17 protein-coding genes are annotated in these 20,317 nt (G+C 73.9%); 11 read left to right on the top strand and 6 right to left on the bottom strand.

Annotated elements, in window-relative coordinates; translation table 11 throughout:
- The first annotated feature begins 456 nt into the window (after positions 1-456).
- The 3 genes from AFB00_RS02185 to AFB00_RS02195 all read left to right on the top strand — a co-directional run bounded on the left by AFB00_RS02185 (position 457) and on the right by AFB00_RS02195 (position 2,688).
- Positions 457-1,698, top strand: coding sequence for a helix-turn-helix domain-containing protein (locus AFB00_RS02185; RefSeq protein ID WP_068795813.1), 1,242 nt, complete (start codon positions 457-459; stop codon positions 1,696-1,698).
- Positions 1,695-2,309: a flavoprotein gene (locus tag AFB00_RS02190; protein ID WP_231974172.1), complete on the top strand. Its 615-nt coding sequence runs from the start codon at positions 1,695-1,697 to the stop codon at positions 2,307-2,309. The genes AFB00_RS02185 and AFB00_RS02190 overlap by 4 nt, the downstream gene beginning before the upstream one ends.
- Positions 2,310-2,427: 118 nt before the next feature.
- Positions 2,428-2,688, top strand: a complete 261-nt coding sequence (locus AFB00_RS02195; RefSeq protein ID WP_068795815.1) for a hypothetical protein — start codon at positions 2,428-2,430, stop codon at positions 2,686-2,688.
- Here the strand turns inward: AFB00_RS02195 and AFB00_RS02200 are convergent.
- Positions 2,669-4,009: a cytochrome P450 gene (locus AFB00_RS02200; RefSeq protein ID WP_197519723.1), complete on the bottom strand. Its 1,341-nt coding sequence runs from the start codon at positions 4,007-4,009 to the stop codon at positions 2,669-2,671. The two genes, AFB00_RS02195 and AFB00_RS02200, sit on opposite strands and share 20 nt — an antisense overlap.
- A gap of 107 nt (positions 4,010-4,116) precedes the next feature.
- The gene (locus AFB00_RS31240) at positions 4,117-6,810 is read right to left on the bottom strand and encodes an alpha/beta fold hydrolase (RefSeq protein WP_197519724.1); all 2,694 of its coding nucleotides are present in this window, start codon (positions 6,808-6,810) and stop codon (positions 4,117-4,119) included.
- A 272-nt stretch (positions 6,811-7,082) separates the two neighbouring features.
- Between AFB00_RS31240 and AFB00_RS02210 the strand changes: the two genes are divergently transcribed.
- Positions 7,083-8,087: a hypothetical protein gene (locus AFB00_RS02210; protein WP_068795817.1), complete on the top strand. Its 1,005-nt coding sequence runs from the start codon at positions 7,083-7,085 to the stop codon at positions 8,085-8,087.
- Positions 8,088-8,171: 84 nt separating this feature from the next.
- A complete protein-coding gene (locus tag AFB00_RS02215; protein WP_068795818.1) occupies positions 8,172-9,680 on the top strand; it encodes an alpha/beta hydrolase in 1,509 nt (502 codons plus the stop codon).
- 8 nt (positions 9,681-9,688) lie between these two features.
- On the opposite strand, the gene AFB00_RS02220 is transcribed toward AFB00_RS02215, so the two are convergent.
- Positions 9,689-11,962 carry a S9 family peptidase gene (locus AFB00_RS02220; protein WP_068799930.1) on the bottom strand — a complete coding sequence of 758 codons (2,274 nt, stop codon included), beginning with the start codon at positions 11,960-11,962 and terminating at the stop codon, positions 9,689-9,691.
- A gap of 228 nt (positions 11,963-12,190) precedes the next feature.
- Between AFB00_RS02220 and AFB00_RS02225 the strand changes: the two genes are divergently transcribed.
- The 3 genes from AFB00_RS02225 to AFB00_RS02235 all read left to right on the top strand — a co-directional run bounded on the left by AFB00_RS02225 (position 12,191) and on the right by AFB00_RS02235 (position 14,325).
- The gene (locus AFB00_RS02225) at positions 12,191-12,595 is read left to right on the top strand and encodes a hypothetical protein (RefSeq protein WP_068795819.1); all 405 of its coding nucleotides are present in this window, start codon (positions 12,191-12,193) and stop codon (positions 12,593-12,595) included.
- Between the two features lie 212 nt (positions 12,596-12,807).
- Positions 12,808-13,212, top strand: coding sequence for a DoxX family protein (locus AFB00_RS02230; RefSeq protein ID WP_068795820.1), 405 nt, complete (start codon positions 12,808-12,810; stop codon positions 13,210-13,212).
- 33 nt (positions 13,213-13,245) lie between these two features.
- Positions 13,246-14,325, top strand: a complete 1,080-nt coding sequence (locus tag AFB00_RS02235; protein WP_197519725.1) for a permease — start codon at positions 13,246-13,248, stop codon at positions 14,323-14,325.
- A 13-nt stretch (positions 14,326-14,338) separates the two neighbouring features.
- On the opposite strand, the gene AFB00_RS02240 is transcribed toward AFB00_RS02235, so the two are convergent.
- Complete coding sequence (locus tag AFB00_RS02240) at positions 14,339-14,728, bottom strand: nuclear transport factor 2 family protein (protein ID WP_068795821.1); 390 nt, start codon at positions 14,726-14,728, stop codon at positions 14,339-14,341.
- A 244-nt stretch (positions 14,729-14,972) separates the two neighbouring features.
- On the opposite strand from AFB00_RS02240, the gene AFB00_RS02245 reads away from it, so the two are divergent.
- On the top strand, positions 14,973-15,926 hold the full coding sequence (locus AFB00_RS02245) for a hypothetical protein (protein ID WP_156819336.1): 954 nt from the start codon (positions 14,973-14,975) through the stop codon (positions 15,924-15,926).
- A gap of 30 nt (positions 15,927-15,956) precedes the next feature.
- On the opposite strand, the gene AFB00_RS02250 is transcribed toward AFB00_RS02245, so the two are convergent.
- Positions 15,957-16,685 (bottom strand): MerR family transcriptional regulator, encoded by a 729-nt coding sequence (locus tag AFB00_RS02250; RefSeq protein WP_068795823.1) that lies wholly within the window; start codon positions 16,683-16,685, stop codon positions 15,957-15,959.
- A gap of 138 nt (positions 16,686-16,823) precedes the next feature.
- On the opposite strand from AFB00_RS02250, the gene AFB00_RS02255 reads away from it, so the two are divergent.
- A complete protein-coding gene (locus AFB00_RS02255; protein ID WP_068795824.1) occupies positions 16,824-18,386 on the top strand; it encodes an alpha/beta hydrolase in 1,563 nt (520 codons plus the stop codon).
- A 10-nt stretch (positions 18,387-18,396) separates the two neighbouring features.
- Here AFB00_RS02255 and AFB00_RS02260 read toward each other — a convergent pair whose 3' ends face one another.
- Positions 18,397-19,356: an AraC family transcriptional regulator gene (locus tag AFB00_RS02260; RefSeq protein WP_068795825.1), complete on the bottom strand. Its 960-nt coding sequence runs from the start codon at positions 19,354-19,356 to the stop codon at positions 18,397-18,399.
- Positions 19,357-19,437: 81 nt separating this feature from the next.
- Between AFB00_RS02260 and AFB00_RS02265 the strand changes: the two genes are divergently transcribed.
- Entirely contained in the window at positions 19,438-20,274 is an 837-nt protein-coding gene (locus AFB00_RS02265) for an NAD(P)H-binding protein (RefSeq protein ID WP_068795826.1), read from the top strand.
- The last annotated feature ends 43 nt before the right edge of the window (positions 20,275-20,317 follow it).

Genomic DNA, 20,317 nt, shown 5'->3' on the forward strand with positions numbered 1-20,317 from the left:
CCGGAGGGATATGCCGCGCGTCGGGCTACCACCCGGTCCTCGACCGCGGGAGGGCTGATCCCCGGCGCACAGCGCGCCGCAGGCCGGTGGACGGCAAGTCCATGTTGGACCGCTGCCAGGTTGTCCATGAGCCTGTCCATGAACTTCTGCTATCCGGTGCCGCCGAGGCGAAGCACACGCAGGCATGGTCCGCGATCACCCCTGGTGCCTCCACCGCACGAGTGAAATCACCGTCTCGTAACCCGTCAGGTTGCCGGTTCGAGCCCGGCCCGCCGCAGCCCATGAGCGGCCCGAACTCTACAGTTCGTGATCGGCTGCCCCAGGCCGTCCATGGAGCCGTCCGCGGATCGTGTGCTCCTGAAGACGGCAGCGGCCGCGGCGCACCGTGCTCGTCCTTGTCCTCGTCGACCACGCCGGCAGCCCGTTCGGGACAACGCCTCGCGATAACCTGGGTCGATGCGCGGAGCAGGGGACGAGATGCAGATCGGCGAGCGGATCGCGTTCCACCGGCAGCGTCGCGGCTACACCCGGAGCCAGCTCGCGGGGCTCGTCGGCCGGAGCACCGACTGGCTGAGCAAGATCGAGCGCGGAGACCGGCAGATCCGGCGAGTGGACCTACTGACCGAGATCGCCGGCGCGCTGCGCGTGACCCTCGGCGCCCTGATGGGGGAACCGGCCCTCCCGGAGGACGGCGAGGAGCGCGACGACGTCCCGGCCGTCCGCGACGCGCTCATGGCTCCCGGTCGACTGTCCCGGCTCCTGTTCGCAGAAACGGCCGCCACTCCCTCGCCTGACCTGCAGCGATCCGAACAGCTCGTCGAGTTCCTCTGGGCCGACTACCAACGTGGCCGGATCGGCCAGGTCGTCGAGCACCTGCCTCGCTTGATTCGAGGAGCCCAGCGGCTGGAGGGCGTCGCGCCGGACGCCGTCGGGGACGATCGGCGTCGCTCCTGGGCCGTGTCCGCCCGGATCCACCATCTCGCCGCCACGACGCTCAGCAAGGTCGGAGAGGCCGACCTGTCGTGGATCGCTGCCGAGCGCGCGATGACGGCCGCCGATGAGGCCGACGACCCGCTCGTTCTCGCCTCGGCGGCCCGCGCAGCGACTCACGCCCTTCTCGCCGTCGGCCGCTACGACGACGCGCTCAGCCTCGGTGAGACCGCCTCGCGGTGGCTCGATCCGCAGGTCGCGGCCGGCGATCCGAACGCGGTGAGCCTGCTCGGGATGCTGTACCTCCGGACGGCCGTCGCTGCAGCCCGGCGACAGGACCGCAGATCGGCGAACGAGTTGCTCGGGCTCGCCGAACGCTCCGCTGCCCGCCTCGGTGCGGATGCGAACCACTGGCAGACCGGCTTCGGGCCGACGAACGTCGAACTGCACCGCCTGTCCGCCGGACTCGACCTCGGCGACGTGGCCTGGGTCGCGCAGCGCGGCAGGACCGTCGACGTCGCCCACCTGCCGATCGAGCGCCAGGTCACGCACATGATCGACGTCGCTCGCGCACTCGCCGCACTCACGCGCGACGATGACGCGGTGAGCCTCTTCCTCGAGGCGGAACAGGCCGCGCCGGCCCTCGTCCGCCACAGCGCCGTCGTGCGTGCGACGGCCAGGACCCTGTACCGGCGCGCTCCGGTCACCGCCGGTTCCCGGTCCTCCCGCCTGCTCGGGCTCGCGCAGCGATGCCGGGCGATCCGGTGAGCGAGGACGAACCCGTGGTCGGCCTGGTCGCCTGCGGCGTTGGCGGTCTCGACTCCGTCCGGGAGTCCTTCGTCGTACCGGCGCTGGAGCGGGGATGGCGGGTCGCGGTGACACTGACGCCGACCGCGGGCAGGTGGCTCACGGCCTCGGGCGAGGTGGCGAGATTGGCGCGGGCCACCGGCCTCCCCGTCCGGGTCGACCCGCGCAGCCCCGGGGAGCGCAGCCCGCACCCGCCGGTGAGCTGCTACGTCGTAGCTCCCGCCTCGGCCAACACCGTCGCCAAGCTCGCGCTCGGGATCGCCGACAACCAGGCGCTGACGACCGTCGGTGAAGCACTCGGAAACCGTGCGACGCCCGTGGTGGTGTTCCCCCGGGTCAATGCCGCGCACGCACGGCACCCGGCGTGGGACGGTCATCTCGCAGCGCTTCGACGCGCCGGTGTGCACCTGATCCACGGGCCCGAGGTCTGGGAACTGCACGAACCCCGCCAGGCGTCCCCCGGGCGGGCGCTCCCGTGGAGTGCCGTGCTGACCGCGACCGCGCGGGCCCTGCACCACCCGATCTCCGCCGAAGGCCCACAGGCTGACGATCCCCGAGCTCCGGCGACCTAGCGTCGCGCTCGTTCGCGATCTCCGAGGGACCCGGACAGTTCGTCCGGGTCCGTCGTCCGTTCCGGAGTTCTCCTGTGATCGCTCCGCTCCCGCGGAGCCCGATGCAGGAGGAGCCACGATGCCTGTTCGCGACGACGAACTCGGCGACGAACTGATCGCCCTGGCCGCACAGGTCGTGTTCGAACGCGGCGGCACCGGAGCCGGTGCCCGGATGCGTGATCAGCACGGACGCGACCGGCTCGGTCGGTGCCACGGATGCTCGCACTCCGGCACGGCCGCGCCGCTGTACCCCTGCCGGCTCCGGACGATCGGCGAGGTCGCCGCTGGTCTGGAACTGCTCGCCGCCCGTCCGGAACGCGCTACCGGCGCCGCCCGGTGACCCGCACCCGGAACGACGCGGTCGGGCCCGGCGTCGGCGCGGCGCGCCGGCGCAGCGGGGCGCCCGGCGGGTCCAGCTCCAGGTCGAGCGTGTGGAACAGGCGGGCCGCGGTCAGCGTCATCTGGATCTCGGCGATGCCCTTGCCGAGGCAGGTGTGGTGCCCCTTGCCGAACGGGGCGTACGCACCGGGGGTGGCGTGCTCCCGGCGTTCGTCGGTGTAGCGGTCGATGTCGAAGGTGTGCGGGTCGGGGAAGAACTCGGGCAGGAAGTGCGGGACGGTGACGGCGCAGTAGACGGGTTCGCCCTCGCTGATGTGGTGCCCCGCGTAGGTGAAGTCGCGGGCGGCGACCCGCGGTTGCGCCACCGCGATCGGGTACATGCGCATCGTCTCGGCCACCGCGCCGCTGATCGACGGCATCGCCGCCAGGTCGTCCTCGGAGACCGTCCGCCCGCCGGCGAAGACGGCGTCGGCCTCGCCCCGGACCCGCTCCAGCACCTCGGGGTGCGCCAGCACCGCGTACACCAGGGACGCGAGCGTGTTCGCGACCGTGTCCAGGCCCGCGACGTACGGCCCGGTCAGCGCGAGGGTGAGGTCGTCGGCCGGTACCAGCTCCGGGTCCCGCTCGTGGGCCGCCATGATGTCGTCGACGAGCGTGCGCGGCCGGTCGTCGGCGGCGGGCCGCTCCCGGTGCTCGCGGACCATCGTGCGGCCGAGCTCGGCGACCCGGGCCCTGGCCCGCCGGTACTCGGGACGCCGCAGCAGGATCGCCGGGCGCTGCCGGGTCACCAGCGTGTTGAGGATGTAGAGGGTGGCGATGCGGATGTCGTCGATGTGCTCGGTCGGCACCCGGCCGGTCAGCAGCGTGCCGAGCTGGCCGGTCACCAGGAACTGCAGGGCACGGACGACGGGCACGGTCCGCCCGGGTGCCCAGTCCCGCTCGACGCAGCGGTCGGTGATGTCGACGAGGTCCGGCAGCCGGCCGTCCAGCGCCTCCCGCGAGTAGCCGCGCCGCATGACCTCGCGCAGCCGGCGGTGCTCGGGCCCGTCGACGCCGGTCAGCGTCTTCGTCGCGCCGTACTCGTCGACGAGGCCCTGCCAGACCTCGCGGGAGCGCAGGTTCGCCCGGCCCTCGCGGGACCCCATCCAGCGCGCGAGCTCCGGCCCCGCCAGCACGGTGAGCGTGCGGTGCAGCGCGCGGACCCGGAAGACCGGCCCGTGCGTGGCGTAGCCCCGCAGGAACACCGCGAGCGGGTCACGGGCCATCTCCAGCGCACTGCCGACCACCGGCAGGCCCCGCACCACCGGGATCCCACCCGTCACCGTCGCCGGTACCGCCACGCCCCACCCCCGTCATCGTCGTCGGGGTCCAGTCGATCACGCCCCGGCCGGCGGGAACACCGCCGGCCAGGGCTCCCTGCGTACGGCGGCTACCGCGCGAGGTGCTCGGCGAGGAAGGCGTCGATGCGCTGCCACAGCAGGAGCACGTTCTCCGGGTTGACGAAGCCGTGCCCCTCGTCCTCGCACACCAGGTAGTCGACCTCGACCCCGCGGGCGCGCAGGGCCGAGACGATCGCGTCGGACTCGGCCCGCACCACGCGCGGGTCGTTGGCCCCCTGGGCGACGAACAGCGGTGCCCGGATCGCGTCCACCCGGTGGATCGGCGAGCGGGCCCGCAGCTCGGCCAGCTGTGCCGGGTCGGCCGGGTCGCCGGCGTAGCGGTACCAGTTGGACGCGAGGTAGGGCCGGACGAAGTCGGGCTGGGTGCGCATGAAGTTCTCGAGGTCGCTGACGCCGACGTAGTCGACCACCGCGGCGAACCGTTCCGGGGTGAAGGTGGCACCGACGAGCGCGGCGTACCCGCCGTAGGAGCCGCCGAGGATCGCGACCCGGTCCGGATCGGCGTAGCCCTGCTCCACCGCCCAGTCGACCCCGTCGAGCAGGTCGGTGTGCATCGCCCCCGCGAGCTCGCCGATCGCCGCCCGCATGTGCGCCCGCCCGAACCCGATCGAGCCGCGGAAGTTGACCTGCAGCACGGCGTAGCCACGGTCGGCCAGCATCTGCACCCCGGCGGCGTAGCCCCAGGTGTCCTGCGACCACGGGCCGCCGTGCACGGCCAGCACCAGCGGCAGCCCGCGCGGTTCGACGCCGACGGGCAGGGTCAGCAGCGACGGCAGCTCGAGCCCGTCCCGGGCCGGGATCGTCACCGGGGCGGTCGGGGCGAGCGTGTCGGGGTCGAGGTGCGGGTAGGGCCGGAACAGCAGCCGCCGCTCGCCGCTGGCGTGGTCGTAGAACCAGGTGACGCCGGGGTCGCGGTCGTGGGTGAACGATACGACCCACCGCTGCCCGGACTCGTCGGAGCTGATCGCGCCGAGGTCACCGTCCGACAGCGCCTCCAGCTCGGTGAGCACCTCGGCGAACCCGGGGTCCACGGCGTGGATCACCTGGCGTTCGCGCAGGTAGCGCACGCCGAGCAGCGCGCCGGTGCGGCGGTGCCGGATCAGCGGGGACGGCAGTGCCGGGAAGACCTGGGTGCGCGGGTCGATGTCGAAGGACGGGTGGCTGTCGACCACCGTCTCGGCGCCGGTGTCCAGGTCGATGCGCACGAGGTGGGTGCGGTCGGTACCGCGGTAGGACGCCGTCCAGACCGCCGTGCGGTCCGGGGTGAGCTGGAACGGGGCCACGCCGGCGGGGAAGTCGTCCCCGGACATCGTCGTGATCTCCCGGGGCGCGCCGTCGTTCCACCGCGACAGCACGGTGTCGCCCGTCTCGGTGGCGGTGTGCGCCAGCAGCTCGCCGTCCGCCGCGCGCATCCAGCCGCCCACGTTCCCCGGGTTCTCGGCCAGCAGCGTCAGCTCACCGCTCGCGACGTCGATCTCGTGCAGGTCGAACAGGGCGTGGTCACGGGCGTTGAGGTGGACGAGCGCCGTGCCGGGACGGTCGAGCGGCTGCTCGATGCCCAGCACCCGGGCGCCGTCGAACGGGGTGAGGTCGGTGATCTCGCCCGAGGCGAGGTCGACCCGGAAGACGTGGTTGTTCTCGTCGCCGCCGGTGTCCTGCAGGTAGAGCAGCCGGTCGGTGCCGGCCCACTCGAAGCGTTGCACGGAGCGGGTCGTGTCCGCCGTGACGCAGCGCGCCGCTCCCCCGGCCAGCTCCCTGATCCAGACGTTGAGCCGGCCGTTCCACGGCGCCAGGTAGGCGATGCGCAGCCCGTCCGGGGAGATCTCGGCCGCGGAACGCTCCGGGGGCGCGAACAGGTCCTCGACGCCGAGGCGGCTCATGCGGCACCGCCAGCGTCCGATGCGGTCCGCCGCCGTGTTCCGGGGGTCGTCGCTACGTCCATCGTCACTCCTCGTCGAAGGGGTTCTCGGGTCCGTCCACGGCGGTCCCGGTGCCGTTGCGGCCGGGCCGGGCTCGCCGTCCACATCGGTGGGTCCGTGGGCCGGTGGGGGCCGCGGGGCGGCCGTGATCAGCCGGCGGGTCGAGCGCCGGAAGGCCCAGACCACGACCAGGGCCATGACCGCGGTCAGCGGCAGCCCGGTCACCACCTGCACCACGGCCAGCCCGCTCGCGGCGTCGGACAGGTAGAGCGACTGCTTGAGCGCGAACCGCCCGGCGAACACCACGGCGGCGAACAGCGTCGCGATGTCGTGGGCCCGCAGAACGGCACGGTCCCGGCGCCACGCGAACCGCCGCCCGTGCAGCCAGCTCCACGTCATCCCGGTCAGGGGCCGGCGCACCACCAGCGAGACGACCAGCGCCACCCCGATGCCGAAGGCCGTCCAGATCCCGACGAGGAAGTAGTTCCGGGGCGAGCCGGTCCAGACCGCGAACGCCCCGGCGAACGCCACCCCGAACACGGCGCCCCAGGCGGCCAGGAACCTCTCCCGGCGTACCACCGTCCGGAACACGGCCAGTACCACCGCGGACGCGAGCGCGGCACCGGTCGTGACCAGGACCGGCGCGAACAGGTTGACGACCAGGAACACGACCGCCGGGGCGTTCGTGTAGACGACTCCGGCCCAGCCGCCGTGCTGGGCGAGGAGCACCTGCCCCGGCGTCACGGGAGGTTCGGGAGCCGGAGCGCCGACGTCCTGGGCCGGCCGGGGTCCGTGTGCGGTCATGGTCGCGTCCATGAGCCCGTGCCGCCGACCACCATGCGGCGAACGTAGGACGGCCGTCCGGCCGGATGGATCAGCCGTCGGGCCCGGATCGTCCCGACCAAAGAGAGGCCCGGGCACCCGCCGGACGGATGCGGGCCCCGTCACGGCCCTCGTCCGCGGGGTCGTCCCAGGGGGCGGACACGGCCGGATCCGTAACCCGACAGCGGCATGATCGTGCGACACGACCATCCGCAGCAGGGGCATCCGTCCCCCGGCTCCCTACCCTGGCCGCCATGATCGACCCGGCGGGTCCGCGGCGGCGGCTCCGCGACCACGTCACCGTCGACCGCACCGTGCTCCTGGCCCTCGCGGCCTGGCTCGCCGTCGCGGCGTTCCGCTGGCAGCATCCCCCGCCGGCGCCGGTGTGGGTGCTGCACGCCGACCACGTCGCCGGGCTGCTCGGGTGCCTGGCCCTGTGCTGGCGGCAGCGGTGCCCGGTGGCGCTCGCCGCCGCGGTGGGCGTGACCGGAGCCTGCGCCGAGCTCACCGCGATCCCGACGCTGGTGCTGCTGTTCACCGTGGCCGACCGGCGCCCCGCCGCGACGACCGCGGCGGTGGCCTGCGGGAGCTTCCTCGCCAACGCCGTGCCGTTCGTCGTCCGCCACGACCCGCATCCGGCGAACCCGACGCCGGTGGTGCTCGCCTGCACCGCCGGCGTCTACGCGCTGGCCGTCGCCTGGGGCCGTACGGTGCGCACCGAGCGGCGGCTCGCGGACGCGCTGCGCGAACGGATCCGGACCGCCGAGGTCGCAGCGGACCTGCACACCGAGCGTCTGCGGTCCCGGGCACGGGAGGACCTGACGCGGGAGATCCACGAGGTGCTGGGGCGACGGCTGGTGTCGCTCGGCTCCGCCGCCGACGCCCTCGCCCTGCACCGGGGCGGCCCCGCCGGGGACACCGCGCGGGCGGCGGAGGAGCTCCGCAGTGGCGCGCACCGTGCACTGAGCCTTTTTCAACCTGACCAGCGAGCTTCTGCGTCAGGAGATCGCGAAGGTTGCAGCGCAACTGCTCTGACCACAGCTGCACAGGTCACCGGCTCGCCAGCTCGGCGTCTGCACCCACACAACCAGGCCCCTGAGCTGCCGGAACGGCAGGTTGAAAAGGCTCACTGCAGGACCTGCGCACGGCGATCCTGGTCGTGCGCCGTCCGCACGATCCCGCCCGTCCGCCGTCCACCGGTATCTCGCCGAACCGATCGCGCGATGTTGGGCCGTACGGCGGTACCGCACTCCCCCTGAAGTAGTGCGGGCCTCCGACTTCGGTCGGTGATCCCGGGCCGCTCGGCCGATCCGCGCGCCGGCCGGATGGGCTTGGCTCCCGCCATGACACGACGGCGCAACGTGGTGCGCGCGACGGCGATCACGGTCGCGGTGGGGCTGGCCGGGGCCACGGTCGCGCTGCTGCTGACGACCGACGCGTTCACCCCGCAGGAGACACCGGTGACCGAGCTGTCCTGGGGCGCCTGCCCCGCGGACGTCGTCACGCCGACGGTCGCCCTGCAGTGTGCAACCGTGCCGGTCCCGGTCGACTACTCCGACCCGGCGGGCGAGCACATCGGGATCATGGTGTCCCGGCTGGCCTCCGCGGACCGGGAGAAGCGGCGCGGCGTGCTGCTCCTGAACCCCGGCGGTCCCGGCGTCGCCGGGCTGACGTTCCCGAACGGCCTGGTCGAGGAGGGTGCGCCCGCCGAGCTCCTCGCCGGCTACGACCTCATCGGCTTCGACCCGCGGGGGGTTGGCCACTCGGCCCCGGTGAGCTGCGGGATCACCACCGACGTCGACTACCTCGGCAACATCCCGCCCTTCGCCGCCGACGACGACGCGGTCCGCGAGCAGGCCACGATCGCCGAGTCGGTGGCCCGCGGCTGCGCCGACAACGACGCCGCCGGGCACCTCCGGCACGTCACGACGGCGAACACGGCCCGGGACATGGACCGGATCCGGGTGGCGCTCGGTGAGGAGAAGATCAGCTACCTGGGGTTCTCCTACGGCACCGCGCTCGGGGCGGCCTACGCGTCGCTGTTCGCCGACCGGGCCGACCGCGTCGTGCTGGACAGCAACATGGGCGGCACCCACCTCGACCACGACGGGCTCCGCCGCTACGCCCTCGGCGCCGAGGAGACGTTCCCCGACCTCGCCCGGTGGCTCGCGGACAGGCACGAGGTCTACGGGCTGGGCAGCACGCCCGAGCAGGTACGCGACACGTACTTCGCCCTCGCCGAGCGGGTCGACCGGGAGCCGGTGAGCGGGATCGACGGACGGCTGTTCCGCCTGCTCACCTACAACGCGCTGTTCGGCCCGGACAAGTACCCCACGGCCGGGACGGTGTGGCAGACGGTCGCGGCGAGTGTCGCCGTACCCGGCGCCGCGGCCCCGGCGCCGCCGCCACCCCCGCCGGGGCCGTCGCCGTCGGACAACGCGTTCTCGGCGTTCCTCGCGGTCACCTGCAACGACGCCGCGTGGTCGGGCGAGGTCGACGACTACCGGCGTGCCGTCGCCGAGGACCGCACCACGTTCCCGGTGTTCGGTGCGGCCGGCGCGAACATCGTGCCCTGCGCGTTCTGGCCGCACCCGCCGGTCGAGCCGCCGGTCGAGATCCGGAGCGACGGCCCGGCGAACGTCCTCATCTCGCAGAACCGGCACGACCCGGTCACCCCGCTGCGCAGTGCGGAACTGCTGCACGAGGCGTTCGGCCTCCGCTCCCGTCTGGTCGTGGCGGCGAACGGCAGCGGGCACGGCGTCTACGTCGGGGACGACGCGTGCGCCCGGGACCGGACGACCCGGTTCCTGGTCGACGGCGAGCTGCCCCCGGCCGACGTCGTCTGCGACTGACCGGCGGCTCAGCCGGACGGGTCGACGGCCCAGTCGGGCATCGGGGGGAACGGCGCGAGCCGGTAGGCCGGGGGCTCGGTGCCGTGCAGGTGGCGCACCAGATAGTCCCAGGTGCGCCGGGTGACGTAGTGGAAGCGGCCGGTGAAGTTGTGCTCGACACCGGGGACGACGAGCATGTCGACGTCCGCGTCGGCCTCGATGAGCGCGTCGACCAGGCGCATGCTGTGGTGCGGCAGCACGTTGTCGTCGAGTTCGCCGTCGATGAGCAGCAACCTCCCGCGCAGATTGGCGGCGTGCAGGGTGTTGACCAATGCCGGCCGGTTGCTCCCGGTGGTCTCCCCGTGGTTCTGTTCGACCCAGAACGGCAGGTAGGTCGTGAAGTCGTGCGGGCCGGCCTGGGCGACGCCCACCGAAAACAATTCGGGGTGGGTAAGCAGAGCTCTCGCGGTGAAAAACCCGCCGCCGGAGTGGCCGGTGATCCCGACCCGGCCGGTGTCGAGCCACGGGTGCCGGCGCCCGAGCTCACGGATCGCAGCGACGTGGTCGTCCAGCGCTGCGGCCATGCCGAGATCACCGTGAGAGTGGTCGAGGAACGCCTTGCCGCGCATCGGGGTGCCGCGGCCGTCGAGTGCGACGACCGCGAAGCCGAGCGCCGCCAGCGCCTCGGGCTCCCCGGTGAACAGGTCACCGAACGCCGGTGACGCCCGGTGGATGTTCGGTCCCGGATAGGTGTGGTCGACGACGGGGTAGCGCCGTGCCGGGTCGAAGCCGTGCGGACGCCACAACAGCCCGAAGATCGGGGTGTGTCCGTCGGCGGCCGTGCTCCGGAACCGTTCCGGGGGGCTCCACCCGGCTGCTTCCAGTGCTGCCGTGTCCGGAGTCTCGAGTTCGACCAGCACCTCGCCGTCCTCGCCGAGCACCCGCGCCCGGGGTGCCACGCCGACGGTCGAGGCGCGGTCGAGGAGGTAGCCGCCGCTGGGCGGGGCGGCGGCGTCGTGGTCGAGATCGTCGTCGGTGATCCGCACGAACCCGACGCCGTCGAGGTCCACCCGGCAGATCTGACGCACATAAGGGTCGGAGTTCAGCCCGCAGGCCAGGAACCAGACCCGGCGACGGTCCTCGTCGACCCACAGGACCCGGCGGACCAGCCACTGCCCACCCGTGACCCGTCCGAGCAGCTCGCCCTCGGCGGAGTAGCGGTAGAGGTGGCCCCAGCCGTCGCGCTGGGACCACCAGAGGATCTCTCCCGAGTCCAGGACGCGCACCAGCGGCGGGACGTGCAGATAGGGCGAGGGATCGACCCGGGTCCGCCCGGTCTCGGTGATCAGCGTCGTCATCGCGCCGGTGGCGGGGTCGAGCCGGCGCAGCTCCAGGGTGCGCCCGTCACGGGACTGGTGCAGCAGGTGCACCGACTCCCCGTCCGCCCCGGTCCACCACCGCCGGCTCAGGGTGTAGGGCGAGGTCAGGACCTCCGGCCCGCCGGCGGCCGTCACGGTCCGCCGGGTGCCGACGTCGAGGACGTGCCAGGTCATCGTCGCCTGCGCCTCATCCCCGGGCATCGGGTAGCGGACGTGGTGGGCCACCGGCCGGCCGCCGTCCTGCGGGGCGGCCTCGACCAGGACCTGCTCGGGCAGTCCACGCTGGTCGATCCGGTGGGTGATCAGCCGGGTGGAGTCCGGAGACCACTCCGCCACCAGCAGCGATCCCATGCCCAGCAGGGGGAGCTTGACCTTCGTGGCCGCCTCGAGGAATCCGCCGTAGTCCCAGTGCGGTTCGGCGTCGTCGGTGAGCGCGAACTCCTGCCGACCGTCTCGGCTGCGTACCCACACGTTCCCGTCGCGGCGGAACGCCACCCACGCCCGGTCCGGTGACGCGATCTCCCCCGGACCCACCGGGGGCTCCTCCTCGATCGGCATGCAGGCTCCGTCCCCGCCCGACCACTCCCAACGGGTGTCGAAGGCCGAGAACCGCAGAACGTCCGGCCCTCGGCCGGGGACCTCGTACTCCGGAGCGGCGAGCGGCAGTTCGGCGGCCGTCACCGCGTGCCCGGACGCCTCCGACAGGGCCGCGGCGAGCCGCTCGTGGTCGAACGCGTCCCGGCGGGAGCCCGCCGCCGGGTCGGCCAGGACGTGGCACGACCCGGACCGGTACCAGAACCGTGAGCCGTCGGCGGACCACTGCGGGACCACCGCAGCGTCCGGGATCAACCGGGCTCGGTACGGCGCGAGCATCTGCTCGGCGCGGGCGTAGTCGGCGTCGGTGAGCGGTGCCGGGGCGATCATGCGGGTGCCTTCCGTCGGGGCCGTCCGGACCACGTGACACCCCGACGTCGCGTCGGGGTCAACACCACCGCGGATGCGAGATCACTCCGCGCCCAGACGTCGTGTCGGAACCGCGTTCCACCGAGATCGGGACAGCGTCCTCCGAAAGATGCAGACGGGCACCTGCATTCCCGAGCCGGATGTGCTCCGACCGGTCGCCGACCACGATGACCAGGGAAAGGAGGTCCGATGAACGCACACCGACTGCGGGCCGACTGCCCGCACCCGCAGGTCTACCGGATCCGCGTGCAGGACGAGTTCGACCACGGCACGGGAATGGGTCTCCTGCGCCTGATCGACGCCCGGATGCACGCGTTCGACCTGGACAAGGCCAAGGACCGGATGCGTCACGTCCTGATCGACCTCACGACGTCGACCGTCGCGAGCACCGACTGGCTCCGCGTGCTCCGCTACGCCGGCGACGCCACCGCCCGGCGCGGCGTCGGGCTGCACCTGATCGCGGGCGGCCACCTCTCCCCGCCGCTGACCGCGCAGCAGTGTGCCGTGGCCCGGGCGCTGGGGACCTTCCCCGATCTCGACGCCGCGCTCGCCGCCCTGTCCGGCACGGGCGGTCCCGGCACCCACGGCACCTGACGGTGGCGGCCGGGCCGCGGGCCGTCCACGGTGGATGGACCTCGGCGTCGGGCTCTCGTCGGTGGCGTAGGCAGCCGGGACGCCCCCAGCACGGCAGGCCTCACGGCGGGTCGCGCCGGTCACAGTCGGGTTGAGCGTGCCGTAACGGCAAGGTGTCTCCTGCGTCCCAGCTCGGGACGACCGCCGGGCGGCCGACGACGAACGGAACCACCATGACCACGACCACGCCCGCCCGCCGGACCCGGCCCGCCGTCGCCACCGTCGCCCTGTGGGTGCTGCAGGTGCTGCTGGCCGTGGTGTTCGCGTTCATCGCGCTGCCGAAGATGATGGGCGACCCGATCGCGCTGCCGCCGTTCGAGCTCGTCGGCCTCGGCACGACCGGCATGGTGGTCGTCGGCTGGCTGGAGCTCGCCGGGGCGGTCGCACTGCTCGTCCCGCGGCTGTGCGGCCTGGCCGCGCTCTGCCAGATCCCGCTCATGGTCGGCGCGACCGGGCTGACCGCGATCCAGGACCCGGGGCTCGTCACCATCCCGGCGGTCACGCTCGTCCTCGTGCTCGTCGTCGCCTGGTTCCGCCGGCACGACGTCGCCGCGCTCGTGCGGATGGTCCGCCGCTGACCGGCGGGCCCCGCCCCGTCTAGCGTGTCCCGGGTGTCCGCCCCGCTGAACCCGCGCCGCTCCCGGGCACCGGCGGCACCGATCATCGGGATCGCGGTGACCGCGGTGGTGTTCGTGGTGACGCTGACCTGGTCGAAGTGGGTCCCCTACACCGCGCAGGCCCTGCAGGCGGCCGGTTCGGGAGCCTGGGGCGGGGCGAACGTGCTGACCGCCGGGGGCGTACGGCCGGGGGACCCGCCGTCCTGGCACGCGGCGACGTCGTTCCTGGTCGCCTACGGCGGCGCGGTGTGGAAGGCGCTGCTCGCCGCGCTGCTGATCGGCGCTGCGCTGCAGGCGCTGGTCCCCCGCGGCCGGCTGCTGCGCCTGCTCAACCGGCGGAGCGTGCTGGGCAGCGCGGTCGCGGGCGGACTGGGCAGCACGCCGTCGATGATGTGTGTCTGCTGCACCGCCCCGGTGGTGGTGTCGATGCGCCGCTCGGGCGTCTCCACCGCGGCCGCGATCGCCTACTGGCTGGGCAACCCGCTGCTCAACCCGGCGGTGCTGGTGTTCCTGGCGTTCGTCGCCCCGTGGGAGTGGACGGCCACCCGGCTGGTGGTGGGGGTGCTGGTCGTCGTGGGGGGTGCCGCCCTCGTCGCCCGGCTCACCGGGGATCGGCGGGCCCCGTCCGGGCTCGTCGACGCCGCGGCGGCGGAACCGGACGGGCGGGCGTGGCTAGGCGGGGCACCGGGCCGGTTCGGGCGGGCGCTGGCCCGGATGACCCTCGTGCTCGTCCCCGAGTACCTGGTCGTCGTGCTGGCGGTCGGGGCGTTGCGCGGCTGGCTGTTCCCGATCGACGCCGTCACCGGGACCGGGCTGGCACTGGTGGTGCTCGCCGCGGTCGTCGGGACGCTCGTGGTCATCCCGACGGCGGGTGAGATCCCGATCCTGCAGGGGCTGGCGCTCGCCGGGGTCGCGGCCGGGCCGATCGGCGCGCTGCTGGTCACGCTCCCGGTGGTGAGCCTGCCCGGGATCGTCATGGTCGGCCGGGCGCTCGGCTGGCGGGCGACCGCGGCGACCGGGGCACTCGCCGGCGCCGGTGGGCTCGCCGGCGCCGTTCTGCTGACCGTGCTGTGAGGACGGGACGGCGTCAGAACATGCCGTTGTCGTTGGCGGAGTGCTCCGGGATCACCTGCAGGACGTCCCAGTGCTCGACGACCCGCCCCTCGTCGTCGACCCGGAAGATGTCGATCCCGGCGTAGTCCTCACCGCCGGGCCAGGTCTGGTGGCAGTGCAGCACGACGAGATCACCCTCGGCGACCACCCGCACGAACCGGACGTGCTTGCCCGGGTACTCGGCCGCCATCCGATCGAAGTAGTCGACGAACGCCTGCTTGCCGTCCGCGACGTGCACGTTGTGCTGGGTGTAGGTCTCCCCCGCGTAGCGTTCGAGCGCCTCGGCGGGCCGGCACCGGTTGAACATCAGGTCGTAGAACGCCCGGACGTTGTCCTTGTTGCGCTGCAGGTGCTCGGTCGGCATGGCGGTGCCCTCCTGGCTGTGGCGGGGTGTCCTACCCGGACTCCCGGCTTCCACCCCGCCCGTGTTTCTGCGACCCTGGCAGCCATGACGACGACTCGAAAGGTCCATGTCGCGTAACCGACCGGCCCCCTCGCGGCCGGCACCCGGCACCTCTCCGCCGGACGCCACCGGCGGGCCGCCCTCCGGACCACGCTCCGAACTCGCAGCCGGTGCCGTGCACGTCGTCGGTGGGTACGCCGTCGTCGTGGACCGTTGCCACCCGTTCGCCGTCACCCTGGACGGCGACGGCGCGCTGTGCGCGACGGCGTCCTGGTCGCACCTGATCGCGCCGCCGAACGCCTGGCACTATCCGCGCCGCCGGTTGCTCCACCTGGACGCCACCTCGGTCGCGGTGCACGACTTCGGCGCCACGACCGCGGCCCGCCTGGTCGTCGGGCCGGGCGGCTCGCTCGACGTCCACCCGGCCCGGCTCGCCGGCCTCTCCTGGCGGGAGCAGCGCTACGTCCCGCCACGTCGGGCCGGTACGTCGACCGTCCCGGGCCCCGGCTGGGTGGTGGGGAACGACCGGCGACGACACCGCTGGTCCTGGTGGGCGGTGCATCCCGCGGTGGCGGCACCGGCGTTCGGGCCGCACGGCCCGATCCTCGACTGGGCCGCCCTGTCCGGCGACGCCGGCATCGCCGTCGTCCGACATGCCCAGGCGCGGCCGCTGGACCTGCGACCGCGGGCCGCGCTGCACCTGCTCGACACCCGCCGCTACCCGCCCGACCGGGTCCTTCCCGCCGTGGCACTGCCCGGTACCGCCCGCTGGACGGTGGACCCGGAACGGGCGGACGACCGCCAGGCGGAACTCACCCCGGGACCGCAGGACTACGCGGATGCGCGGGCCGCCGCCATCACCACGTGCCGCGACGACGCCGAACGCAGCGCCCGGAGGCTGCTCGAACTCGGCTACACCGACGCCTCGGTGACCCTGCCCGACGGTCCCGACGCTCCGGACCCGCGGGTCGTGCTCGAGTTCGGATCGCCCGAGCACCCCGATCGGTCGTTCCGGCGGGTGGACCGGCCGCTCGACGAACTCGGGCACCCCGGCGGCGGGCTGCGCGACCTCGGCGTCGTCCTCGACGAGGATCTCAGCGCGGGGCTGGTCGGCGAACTGGCGGAGCGCGACCCCGGCGCCGGTGTCGTCCACTTCTGACGGTGCGGACGACCCCGAACCCGGTGGCCGCTATCCGCCCTCCGCCGTCATGCGCCGGATCCGGCGCATGACGTCGATCTGGGCCGGGTTGTACAGCTCGGCCTTCGCCGCCTCGATCGCCCGGCGTGCGAACGCCGACCCGTACGGCGAACCGATGTGCATCGCCGCCAGCTCCGGCCGGGCGGCGTGCAGACCCCGCACGTAGGGCACCATCGCGCCGGTGACCTCGCGCCGGGTCCGCTCGTCGGCGTCGGCGGGCAGGCCCTCGAACGCCCGGGTGACCGGGTCCGGGGACGGGTCCCGCACCAGCTCGGCGTAGGCCCGGCGGGGGCCCGGCCCCAGCACCCGGGACATGACCACCACGAACGAGCGGTCGGCACCGTTCATCCCCCGCACGACCGGCGGGACGGCGAACTCGGGCGTCAGCTCGGTCGGTGTGCCCTCGCGCACCATGGCGCCCAGGTCCCGGCGGGCGCGGCGGAGCCGGACGACGGTGTCGGCCAGTTCGGCGTCGAGCGCGCGGACGGCCGCGACCGAGCCGTCTCCGGAGCCGCCGAGGTCGGCGATCCGGGCCAGCGAGAAGCCGAGCCCGACCAGGCGTCTGATCTGCAGCAACCGGTTCAGGTGCGCCACGTCGTAGCGCTTGTGGCCGTTGGGCAGCCGGGTCGGCGGGTCCAGCAGACCGATCGCGTTGTAGTGCCGCACCGCGCGCGGGCTGACCCCGGCCGTCGCGGCGACCTCGCGGATGCTCCACGCCACGTCCGTCCTCCTCCCTCGCGGTGCCCACCACACACCGTGCCGTTGCGGCACGCTCAAGCCCGGCACCGGGTCCGCGTGGTCCGGATCACCCCGTTCCGGCTGGACCATGCCGTTACGTCCAGTTGTCTCATCCCCAGCATGCTCCCCTCCCGTCCGGCCCGGTCCTGGGTGGTGGCCGCGGCGCTGCCGCTGGTCCTCGCCGTGGGCGCGTGCGCACCGGCCGCGCCGGCTCCCCCGGCCGCGGCACCGCCGCCCCCCGAGCTCGCCCGGTTCTACGACCAGGAGCTCCGCTTCGGTCCCTGCGACGGCTACGCGACCACCGCGGCCGACGAGGCGATCTTCGCCTCCCGTCCCGGGCTCGAGTGCGCGCGCCTGGAGGTACCGCTCGACTACGCCGACCCCACGGGCCCGACCGGCCGGGTCGCGATGCTGCGGGTACCGGCCCGGGGCGAGTCGCAGGGCCCGCTGCTGCTGAACTCCGGCGGCCCCGGTGGCTCCGGCATGGGCTTCGCCGTGACGACCGCCGCGGCCCTGGCGACGAGCGCGGTGACCGAGCGCTTCGACCTCGTCGGCTTCGACCCGCGCGGGGTCGGCGCGTCCACACCGGCCGTCGAGTGCTTCACACCCGAGCAGTACCGCGCGGGCGACACGACCACCGAGTTCTTCCTCTCCGCCGGCACCTGGACCCCGGACGACGCCCGCCGTCTCACCGAGCAGTGCGCCGGGCGCTCCGGCGGGGCGGCGACGCTGACGAGCGTCGCCACCCGGGACACGGTCCGGGACATGGACGTCCTGCGGGCCGCGCTCGGGCGGGAGCAGCTCGACTTCCTGGGCCAGAGCTACGGCACCAGGATGGGCGCGCTCTACGCCGAGACGTTCCCGCAGAACGTGCGCACGATGGTGCTCGACGGAGCCGTCGACCCCCGGGCCGGCAACGAGCGCCGGCTGGCCCAGTACACCGGCTTCCAGCAGTCCTTCGACCTCATGGCCGCGGACTGCACCACGAGCCCCGGCTGCCCGCTCGGGACCGACCCCGCGCGGGCGACCGAACGGTTCCAGCAGATCGTGCGCCCCCTGCTCGACCGGCCGGTCCCCTACGGTGACGGACGGCAGTTCACCTACACCGACGCGGTGAACGCCGTGATCGCCGCGCTCTACTCGCCCGATTCGTGGCCGGCGATCCCGCGTGGGCTCACCGAGCTGCAGGACGGCGATCCCGGCCGGCTCGTGCGGCTGATCGAGCTGTTCGCCGGACGCGAACCGGACGGCCGGGGCGCGAACCTGACCAGCGCGAACATGGCGATCACGTGCATGGACGAGCAGCGCATGACCCCGGAGCAGGCCGCGGACTTCCGGGCCCGGATCTACGGGATGGCCCCGTTCGCCGACCCGGGCCGGGGCACGGACGGCGCGCTGGACGCGTGCACGACCTGGCCGGCCGAGCCGAAGGCGACCTACCCGCTGCCGGATCGCGTCGAGGGAGTGGCACCGACGCTGACGATCTCGCTGACCCGCGATCCCACCACCCCCTACGACGGCGCCGTCCGGATGGCCGAGATGCTCGGCGGCAGCCTGCTCACCGTCGACGGCGACGGCCACACCATCGCCGCCACCGGCGCCAACCCGTGCGTGAACGAGGTCGTCGCCGACTACCTGACGACCGGCAGGCCCCCGTCCGGCGAGGCCCGCTGCGCGACCTGAGCCCGCTGCCTCACGCCCCGGCCGCGGCCGGGTCCGCCGCACCGGGCACGGTGCGGCGGAACGCGCTCGGGGTGACCCCGCGGACGCGCTTGAATGCCGCGCTGAACCCGAACGCGTCGGCGTACCCGACGGTGCGGGCGATCTCCCCGATCGTCGCCGACCCGCGCTCGACCAGCAGGTCCGCCGCGAGCGTCATCCGCCAGCGGGTGAGGTAGGCCAGCGGGGGCTCTCCGACCAGGTCGGCGAACCGCTTCGCCAGCGTCGCCCGCGACACCCCGGCCCGCCCGGCCAGCAACGACACCGTCCACGGGGCGGCGGGCTCGTCGTGCAGCAGCTGCAGGGCGAGCCCGACCACCGGGTCGCGGTGCGCGGCGTACCAGGCCGGCGGCGCACCGTCCGGCCGGTCGAACCACTCGCGCAGCGTGCAGACCAGCAGCCAGTCCAGGAGGCGGTCGAGGACGACCTGCTGGCCGGGCGCGTCGACGGCGACCTCGGCGGCCAGCAGGTCACGCACGGCGCCGGCGGTACCGCCCGGATCGACCCGCAGGACGGCGGGCAGCGCGTCCAGCAGCCGCCGGCCGATCTCGCCCCGGACCGGGTAGGCGCCGACGACGAGGGTCGTCGCTCCAGGGGCACCGGCCCCCGGGTCGTTCCAGCCGAGCCGGTGCCGGGTGCCGCCCTGGTCGGGCGTCGCGCAGTCCTCGCCGCACTCGATCGGCTCGGCCGCGGTGCCGATCTCGTCCACGAAGCGGAACGGCGCCGGACCCCGGACGACCACCGTCTCCCCCGGTTCGAGATGCTCCGGCGGCCGGCCCTCCGGGAGGATCCAGCCCGCCCCCTCGACGACCGTGCACAGCGTGAGCGGCGCACCGTCGACGAACAGCAGCGACCAGGGAGCGGTCAGCGTCGAGCTCCCGAACAGCGAGCCCTGGGCCCGCACGCCACGGAAGAGGTCACCGAAGGGATCCACCCGGCCAGACTAGACGAACACACAGGCACTCCGGCTTCTCAGCCATGTGTTCGTCCAGGATCTCCGTGTTCACTGGTTCCCATGAGCACAGACACCACCCTCGTACTCGGCGCCACCGGCAAGACCGGACGGCGGGTCGCCGCCCGGCTGCGGCTGCGCGGCACCCCGGTGCGCGCCGCGTCCCGGTCGAGCGCCACCTCGTTCGACTGGTCCGACCCCGGCGGGTGGGACGCGGCGCTGCAGGGGGTCGGTGCGGTCTACCTGGTGCCGCCGACTGTCCCGGGCCCGGTGCACGAGTTCGTGAAGCGGGCGGAGACCGCCGGGGTGCGCACCGTCGTCCTGCTGTCCGGGCACGGCGCCGACCGGTGGGGCGACAGCACGTTCGGCCTGGACATGCGCTCCGCCGAGGAGGCCGTCCGCGGCTCGGCGCTGCAGTGGACGGTCCTGCGCCCGGCCAACTTCGCCCAGAACTTCCACGAGGACGTCTTCGGCACCGCCGTGCGCTCCGGCGAGCTGGTGCTGCCGGCCGGGCCCGTCCCGGAGCCCTTCGTCGACCTCGACGACGTCGCCGACGTCGCCGTGGCCGTGCTGGCCGATCCGGACCGGCACGCGGGACGGACCTACGAGCTGACCGGGCCGCGAGCGGTGACCTTCGCCGAGGCGGCCGAGCTGATCTCCCGGGCGTCCGGGGAGCCGGTCACCTACACCCGTGTGACCCCCGAGCGGTACGCCGAGCTGCTCGTCGAGCAGGGACTGGACCCGGACGACGCCGGGCACGTCGCCGAGATGTTCGTCGTGATGGAACGGGGCGACATCGCGGAGACCACCGACGGCGTCTCGGCCGTCCTCGGGCGGGAGCCCCGCAGTTTCGAGGACTACGTCGTGCGGGCCGCCGCCGACGGAGTCTGGCGCCGGTGACCACCGGCCACGACCGTCGTCCGCACGACCACCACCCGGAGAG

It is taken from the genome of Pseudonocardia sp. HH130630-07 (assembly GCF_001698125.1).
Taxonomy (GTDB): domain Bacteria; phylum Actinomycetota; class Actinomycetes; order Mycobacteriales; family Pseudonocardiaceae; genus Pseudonocardia.